We start from the raw sequence: 8,180 nt of genomic DNA on the forward strand, positions 1-8,180 counted from the left end.
TGCTCAACAGGGCGCTGCTCATGCGGAATTGATTCTGGCCTCGGGGTCGCCGCGTCGTCGTGACCTGCTGGCCAGTATCGGCATCCAATGTGAGGTGGCGCCGGTGGATATCGATGAGACGCCGCAGGCCAATGAGTCGCCGGAGCATTACGTGCTGCGGCTGGCGCGGGAGAAGGCGCAGGCCGGTTTCGCGGCCCTGGCGCAGCGGACGGCAGGCCAGACGGCGGGGTGGCGAGTGCTCGGCGCGGATACCGCACTGGCACTGGATGGACGCATTCTCGGCAAGCCGCGTGATGAGGCCGATGCGCGCGAGATGCTGCTCAGCCTGTCGGGGCGCAGCCATCAGGTGCTCAGTGGCGTGGCGCTGTGTCATGGCGACGCCGGGCGCGACATGCGCTGCGCGAGCGAGCTGGTCGAGAGCCGCGTGACTTTCCGCACCATCACCCCGGAGGAGGCTGCGCGCTACTGGGCGACCGGTGAGCCGGCTGACAAGGCGGGGGGTTACGCCATCCAGGGGCTCGGCGCCGTCTTCGTCAGTCATCTCGAGGGCAGTTACAGCGCCGTGGTCGGGCTGCCGCTGCATGAGACCGCAGAGCTTCTGAGCAAGGCGGGCGTTCAGCCGTGGCAACCACTCTGACGGGCGATGTTCTGCACTGCGGCAGTCGGGTGTCGAGACAGCACTCCAGCGCCATCGCGAAGGACGATGGCTTGCGTGCGTGGCACAAAATACCCGTTGCAGGAAATCCTTAGTCGATAGATCACAGCCGGGGGCTCCCTTGCTATGTCATAATCGCAAGCAACGACTTTACAAGGACTTGCGCTATGAGCGGCGAGGTATTGATCAACCTGACACCGATGGAGACCCGCGTGGCGGTGGTCGAGAACGGTGTCCTGCAGGAAGCCTTCATCGAACGCAGCGGGCGACGCGGCATCGTCGGCAACATCTACCGTGGCAAGGTGGTGAGAGTGTTGCCCGGCATGCAGGCGGCCTTCATCGACATCGGTCTCGAACGGGCCGCATTCATCCATGCCCAGGAAGTCATGCCGGCGCATACGCCGCATGACGAGCAGCTCTCGATCCGCGAGCTGCTCAGCGAAGGCCAGCCACTGGTGGTGCAGGTCACCAAGGACCCCATCGGCACCAAGGGCGCCCGGCTGACCACGCATCTGTCGGTGCCGTCACGCTATCTGGTCTACATGCCGGACTCGCCGCATACCGGCGTGTCGCAGCGCATCGAGAGCGATGCCGAGCGTGACCGCCTCAAGGAGCTCACCGAGCAGTGCCTGACGGCGCTGGATCCGGAAGCGCCCGGCGGCTTCATTCTGCGCACGGCGGCCGAAGGCATCAGCGAGGCCGAGCTCAAGCAGGACATGCACTTCCTGCTGCGCCTGTGGCGCAAGGTCAGCGAGCGACGCCTGACCGCCGCCGTGCCCAGCGTGATCTATGATGATCTGCCGCTGTTCATGCGCACGCTGCGCGACGTGATGCGTGACGAGATCGAGCGCGTGCGCATCGACTCGCGCGAGAACTTCATCCGGCTCAAGGAATTCGCCAGCGAGTTCATGCCCGACATGGAAGGGCGCATCGAGTATTACCCCGGCGAGCGACCGATCTTCGATCTGTTCAGTGTCGAGGATGAGCTGCACAAGGCGATGGGCCGCAAGGTGCAGCTCAAGAGTGGCGGCTATCTGGTGATCGACCAGACCGAGGCGATGACCACCATCGACGTCAACACCGGGGGTTTCGTCGGTCATCGCAACCTCGAAGAGACCATCTTCAAGACCAATCTCGAGGCGGCGACCGCCATCGCGCGCCAGCTGCGGCTGCGCAATCTCGGCGGCATCATCATCATCGACTTCATCGACATGGAAGAGACCGAGCACCAGCGCCAGGTGCTGCGAGTGCTCGAGAAGTCGCTGGAGCGTGATCATGCCAAGAACAAGATGACCGGTGTGACCGAACTGGGCCTGGTGCAGCTGACGCGCAAGCGCACGCGCGAGAGTCTGGAGCAGGTGCTGTGCGAGGCCTGCCCGACCTGTCAGGGGCGCGGCACCCTCAAGACGCCGGAGACGGTCTGCTACGAGATCTTCCGCGAGATCATGCGCGAAGAGCGCGCCTACAGCCCGGATACCTACATGGTGCTGGCCTCGCAGAACGTGGTCGATCGCCTGCTGGACGAGGAATCCGCGGCCGTGGCGGACCTCGAGAGCTTCATCGGCAAGACCATCCGCTTCCAGGTCGAGGCGCATTACACCCAGGAGCAGTACGATATTGTGCTCATGTGATCTGTCAGCCGCCGCGCCTGCGATGAAGCCGGGAGTCGCGTTATCCACATCGTGAGTCTGTCCTGTTCGGAGAACCACCAGTGACCCGTTCTACCTCACCAGAGGCGGCACGTTCTACCTCGCAAGAGGCGGCGCAGGAGGGCGTCGAAGACGCCCCGTCTTCGTCAGCTGCGACGCCAGCGCCACCCTCGCGTGGGCGGCGCTGGGCGCGCGGGCTGCTGATGGCGCTCGCGGTGCTGCTGGCGGTGCTGGCCATCCTGATCGGGGGCCTGCGCTGGTGGTTGACCACGCTGGATTCGCGCAGTGAGTCCATCAGTGACTTCATTGCCACCCAGACCCACTCCAATGTGGGGATGTCATCGCTTGAAGGCCGCATGGATCACCTTGATCCGGCCATCAAGCTGTCGGGGCTGAACCTATTTCGACCCAACGAGATGCAGGCGGCGCCGCTGTTGAGCGTGTCGCATCTGGAAACCCGTCTCGATGTGCTTTCCTCCCTGCGCCATCTGGCGCCTGTCTTTGATCGCGCCACCGCCACCGGCGTCATCGTGCACCTGTACCAGCGCGAAGATGGCAGCTGGGGCTGGCCGGGGCCGCCGCGTCCTCCCGAAGCGCTCGAACCCGAAGGACAGATGAGCCTTGCGCAGACGGAGCAGGGGCTGGCGCTTTTGGCGCGTCAGCGTGTGCGGCTCGAGGACGTGCGCCTGGTGCTGCATGGTCGCAACGATACCCTCAACCTGAATGCCGCCGAGCTGTTGCTGTCGGGAGAAGGCGATCGCGCGCATCTGGAAGGCCAGTTGCGGGTCGGGGAATCGCCTCAGGCCGGTGTCAGCGCCGTGCTGGAAGTGCTGCCGGGAGACGACGGCCTCGCCGACTACTCGGCCCAGCTGCAGGTGGAGCTGGACGCCGGTGCGCTGGCGAGTGTCGGGCGTCTGATGGGCGAGCGCGACAGCCTGATGCTGCGCGACGCCGATGGCAACGCGACGCTGTGGGCGCGCTGGCGTGATGCGCGACTGGAAGATGCTCGTCTGCGTCTTGATCTCAATCGCCTGACGCTGGATCACCATGGCGCCCAGCTGGCGCTCAAGGACATTCATGCGCGTGGCCAGTGGCTGCGCGACCTGGCGGGCAGTGATCGCTGGCAGGCCTGGCTCAATCAGATATCGGTCGGTGCCACGCAACTCGATGACGCCCCGGTGGCCGGCACTCCGGCGGCTGACAGTGACGACCAGACGCCGCAAGCGGCGTCATCGCCAGAAGTCTCCGCGGCGCTTGCCAGTCTGCCCGAGCGTATTTCGCTGTCGGGGGATCTCGCCGAGGGCAGCGTGTCGCTGGTCACCAGCAGTTTCGATCTGGAGAAGGTGGCGCGCTGGCGCAATGTGCTGGCGCTCGGCGAGCTGGGCAATGTGCTCGAGTCTCTCGATCCGCGTGGCACGGCCACCGGCCTCTCCCTGTCGCTGGCCGGGATCGGCCTCGATACCCCGCTGACCATGAAGCTGGCGCTGGGCCTGACCGGCGCCGAGGTGGAACCCTGGCAGGGCGCTCCGGGGCTCGGTCCCCTGGCGGCCTGGGTCACCGCGCAGAGTCTTGATGAAGGCGGCATCGCGAGCCGGATCGCGTTTCGTGGCGACCCGGGCATGCGCTTCCACTTCCCCGAGGTCTTCGGCGACGGCTGGCAGCTCGAGGCTGCCGACGGGGTGGTCGAGGTCAAGGTCGATGACAGTGGCAGCAGCGTCTCGGGGCATGACCTGCATATCCAGCGCGCTGGCGCCGATGTGACGGGCGGCTTCGGCCTGCAGATTCCCGCAAAGGATCATGATCGCTTCCAGCTGGATCTCGAGATGCGCGACGTGAATGCCCGCAGCATTCCGCTGGCCTCCTGGTTGCCGATGAAGGTGCTGGACCCGGCGCTGAGCGAGTGGTTGACGCGCGATGTCGCGGGGCAGGTCCCCGAGGGCAGCCTGCATCTCACCCAGGTGTGGGATGACGACAATGGCGAAAATGGCTATGGCCCCGGCGATTCGATGGACCTTGAGCTTGCCATCGAGGACGGGCGACTCGGTTACGCCGAGGGCTGGCCTGCGCTGGAGGGCGTGAAGGGCAACCTCGCGCTGCATGACAATACGCTGAGTGCCACGGTCGCGGCGGCGCACTCTCAGCCGGCCACGGCGCTGGGCAGTGCAGCGCCCCTGGCGGTGCGTCAGGCCGACGTCGACATGCAGGACAATACCTTGAAGATTCAGGGTGACGTGACCGGCAGCGTCGAGGCGCTGTTCGATCTGCTCTCGCATGCGCCGCTCGAGGATACCGCAGCGCTGATCTCCGAATGGCAGGGCAAGGGCTCGGTAGATGCGACGATGGACATCCGCGTGCCGCTGGAGGACGCCGAGCAGACGCGCATCACGGCGGCGGGCAAGGTCGGCGAGCGCCAGGCGGCGACGCTGGCCTTCCCGGGGCCGGGCATCGAGGTTGACGGCATTCGCGGGCCGCTCGAGTTCGTGCATGACCCATCCCGCCCCGAGGGACGCCGTGAACAGTTGACCGGCAACCTCTCCGGCAAGCTGTTCGGCGGTGCGGTCAAGGCGGCGCTCAACATCGGGCAGGCAGATTCAAGCAGCAAGGGCGCGATCATCTTCGACGGCAAGGCGCCATTGGCGCCGGTGCTGGGCTGGCTGGGCGCGCCCGAGCACCTGATCGGCGATGCCGCCGAGAGCACCCGGGCCGCCTTGCAGGACGGCGAGAGCCCGAGTGCGCTGGGCGGAGAGTTCAACTACCAGGCGCGCATGATGCTGCCGGATGACGGCGCCAGTCTGGCGCTCTCGAGTGACCTCAAGGGAGTGGCCATCAATCTGCCGGCACCCTTTGGCAAGGCGCGAGAGGAGGCGGCACCGCTGGCGGTGGATATCGGGCTCGCGGAGGGTGGCGGCGATGTTCGCCTCGACAATCGCGCCCGTGCACGCTGGAAAGGCGGCAATACGCGTGACGATGGCAGTACGGTGCCGATGACGGGGCAGTTGTGGCTGGAGCGTTGGCCGAGTGACCCGCAGTGGCCCACCCAGACCGGCTGGGACATCGCCTGGCGCACGCCGACCCTTGCCCCCGAGCTCTGGAAGCCGTGGGCGGGAGCGCTCTCCGGTGAAGGTGGCGTGAGTGGGGAGGGCAGCGCGAGTGGTGAGGGCAGCGACGCGGGGCAGAGTGACCCCCTGCGTGCCTTGTCACGCCTGCGCGTTGCCACCGATTGCTTGATGATCCAGTCCCGGTGTACGGGGCCGATGACGCTGGAGGCCGCGCCGCGCCAGAGCTCGCAGCAGCAAGGGCTGGGGCTGGCCGCGACGCTGGATGGTCAGCTCGCCAGTGGCGAGCTGGTGTGGCAGTCAGGCGCCGCGCGACCGCTGATTCTGGACCTGGACACCCTGAATCTCGATGCCCTGTGGCCCGCGGATACCGAGCAGGAGGCGCAGGCCGCCAGTGCGCCAGGCAACTTTACCGAGGCTATCGATGTCGGCATCGAGCCGACGCCGTATCCCGCTGAGCTTGCCGACCTGCCCGCGGGCAGTCTGCGCCTAGCACACCTCATCTGGCGCGATCAGCAGCTGGGGCCGATCAGTGCCGACTGGACCGCCGACAGCCAGCAGCTGGTGGTGTTGCCGCTCTCCATCACGCTGGGCAAGATCACCGCGGTGGGCAACATCACCTGGGAGGATGCCGGCACCAACAGTCTGACGCGCGCTCGCCTGTCCGCCGATGGCAGTGACCTGGGCGGGCTGCTCGAGCGTCTCTCCCAGCCGCGCGGCATCGAGGCGGACCGTGCCCGGGCCGAGGTCAAGCTGGCCTGGCCCGGTGCGCCGCAGGACTTTGCCCTGTCGCGCTCCAATGGTCGCGTCGAGATCAAGCTGGATGACGGACGCTTCCTGAATCTGGGCTCGACCTCCGCCCGCCTGTTGGGGCTGGTCAATGTGGATAACCTGCTGCGCCGGCTGTCGCTGGACTTCTCTGATGTCACCGACAAGGGGACGGCCTTCGACAAGGTGCGTGGCGCAGCGACGCTCTTCGATGGGCGACTGGAAAGCGATGGCCCCTTGCGTATCGAGGCGCCGTCCACCACCGTGACACTCAACGGGCAGGTCGACCTGCTTCGCGGTACCCTTGATCAACGCATGGCCATCACGGTGCCGGTCAGCCAGAACCTTCCGCTGGCCGCCGTGCTGGCAGGCGCGCCCGCCGTGGGCGGGGCGCTGTTCGTGGCCGACAAGATCTTCGGCCGCTTCATCGACAAGGTGACGCAAATTCACTATCGGGTATCAGGCCCCTGGGGCGACCCGAACATTACTCTGGAAAGTGCCGAATGACGCAAAATGCGAGTTCCGGTCGCGTGCTCGACGATGCCGCGGCCCTGTTGCTGACCCCGGGCGGGCTCAGCCTGGATGATCTGGATGCTGGTCTGGCACATGCCATGGGCCCGGGCACCGACTATGCCGACCTCTACTTCCAGCGTATCTGGCAGGAGAGCTGGGTGCTGGAAGACGGCGTCGTCAAGGACGCCAGCTACAACATCGATGGCGGCGTGGGCGTACGCTCACTGGCGGGGGAAAAGACCGGCTTCGCGTACTCCAATCAGATCGATGCCGCCGCGCTAGCCGACACTGGCCGCACTGCGGCGGGTATCTCGCGCAGCGGCAGCAGCGGCACGGTGGCAAGCTCGATCATCACCGAGGCGCCGTCCTTCTATGCGGGCATCGACCCGCTGAATGGCCTGAGCGCCGAGGACAAGGTCGCGATGCTCAAGGAAGCGGACCGCATCGCGCGCAGCCTTGACCCGTCCATCAGTCAGGTGTCGGCCTCGCTGTCGGCGCTTTACGAGGTGGTGATGGTGCGTGCCAGCGATGGCACCCTCGCCGCGGACCTGCGTCCGCTGGTGCGTTTCAACATCAGCGTGATCGCGGTGCGCAATGGCCGTCGCGAGCGTGGCAGTGCCGGTGGCGGTGGGCGTTTCCCGTTGACCCGTCTGCGCGATGAGAATGTCGCCGAGCGTTACGCGCGTGAAGCCGTGCGTCAGGCGCTGGTCAATCTCGAGGCGATCGATGCACCGGCCGGTCAGATGCCGGTGGTGCTGGGCAATGGCTGGCCGGGCGTGCTGCTGCACGAGGCGGTCGGTCATGGTCTGGAAGGTGACTTCAACCGCAAGGGCAGCTCTGCCTTCTCGGGCCGCATGGGTGAGCAGGTCGCGGCACGCGGCGTCACCGTGGTCGATGATGCGACCCTGGCCGATCGCCGTGGCTCGCTGTCCGTCGATGACGAAGGCACCCCGGGGCAGTACACGCCGCTGATCGAGGACGGCATCCTCACCGGCTACATGCAGGACAAGCTCAATGCCCGCCTGATGGGCATGGCGCCGACGGGCAATGCGCGCCGTGAGTCCTTCGCGCACCTGCCGATGCCGCGCATGACCAATACCTACATGCTGGGTGGCGATCGCGATCCGCAGGAGATCATCAAGAGCGTCAAGCGTGGCATATACGCGGTCAGCTTCGGCGGTGGCCAGGTCGACATCACCTCCGGGCGCTTCGTGTTCTCCGCCAGCGAAGCCTATCTGATCGAAGACGGCAAGGTGACCACGCCGGTCAAGGGCGCGACCCTGATCGGCAACGGGCCGGAAGCCATGGGTCGCGTCTCGATGATCGGCAACGACCTGGAGCTGGATACCGGTGTCGGCGTGTGTGGCAAGGACGGCCAGTCCGTGCCCGTCGGTGTCGGTCAGCCGACGCTGAAGCTCGATGAGTTGACGGTCGGCGGCACGCAATCCTGAGCGGGTCGCGTTCACAATGAAGCGATGAATACGACGACACCGCCATGGCAGGGCCATGGCGGTGTCGAGGAAGCGCTTGAGGATCAGC

The 8,180-nt window shown here is 66.3% G+C and carries 4 protein-coding genes; all 4 read left to right on the forward strand.

Annotated features, from left to right (window positions below; all coding sequences use genetic code 11):
• Positions 1–28 precede the first annotated feature (28 nt).
• On the forward strand, positions 29–637 hold the full coding sequence (locus tag AC4FAH_RS01565) for a Maf family protein (RefSeq protein WP_490245577.1): 609 nt from the start codon (positions 29–31) through the stop codon (positions 635–637).
• Positions 638–822: 185 nt separating this feature from the next.
• Positions 823–2,286, forward strand: coding sequence for a ribonuclease G (gene rng, locus AC4FAH_RS01570; protein WP_043332570.1), 1,464 nt, complete (start codon positions 823–825; stop codon positions 2,284–2,286).
• An 80-nt stretch (positions 2,287–2,366) separates the two neighbouring features.
• Entirely contained in the window at positions 2,367–6,635 is a 4,269-nt protein-coding gene (locus tag AC4FAH_RS01575) for a YhdP family phospholipid transporter (RefSeq protein ID WP_490245576.1), read from the forward strand.
• A complete protein-coding gene (gene tldD / locus AC4FAH_RS01580) occupies positions 6,632–8,092 on the forward strand; it encodes a metalloprotease TldD (RefSeq protein WP_107335429.1) in 1,461 nt (486 codons plus the stop codon). Before AC4FAH_RS01575 ends, tldD begins: the two co-directional genes overlap by 4 nt.
• The last annotated feature ends 88 nt before the right edge of the window (positions 8,093–8,180 follow it).

This window comes from Cobetia sp., from assembly GCF_983723665.1.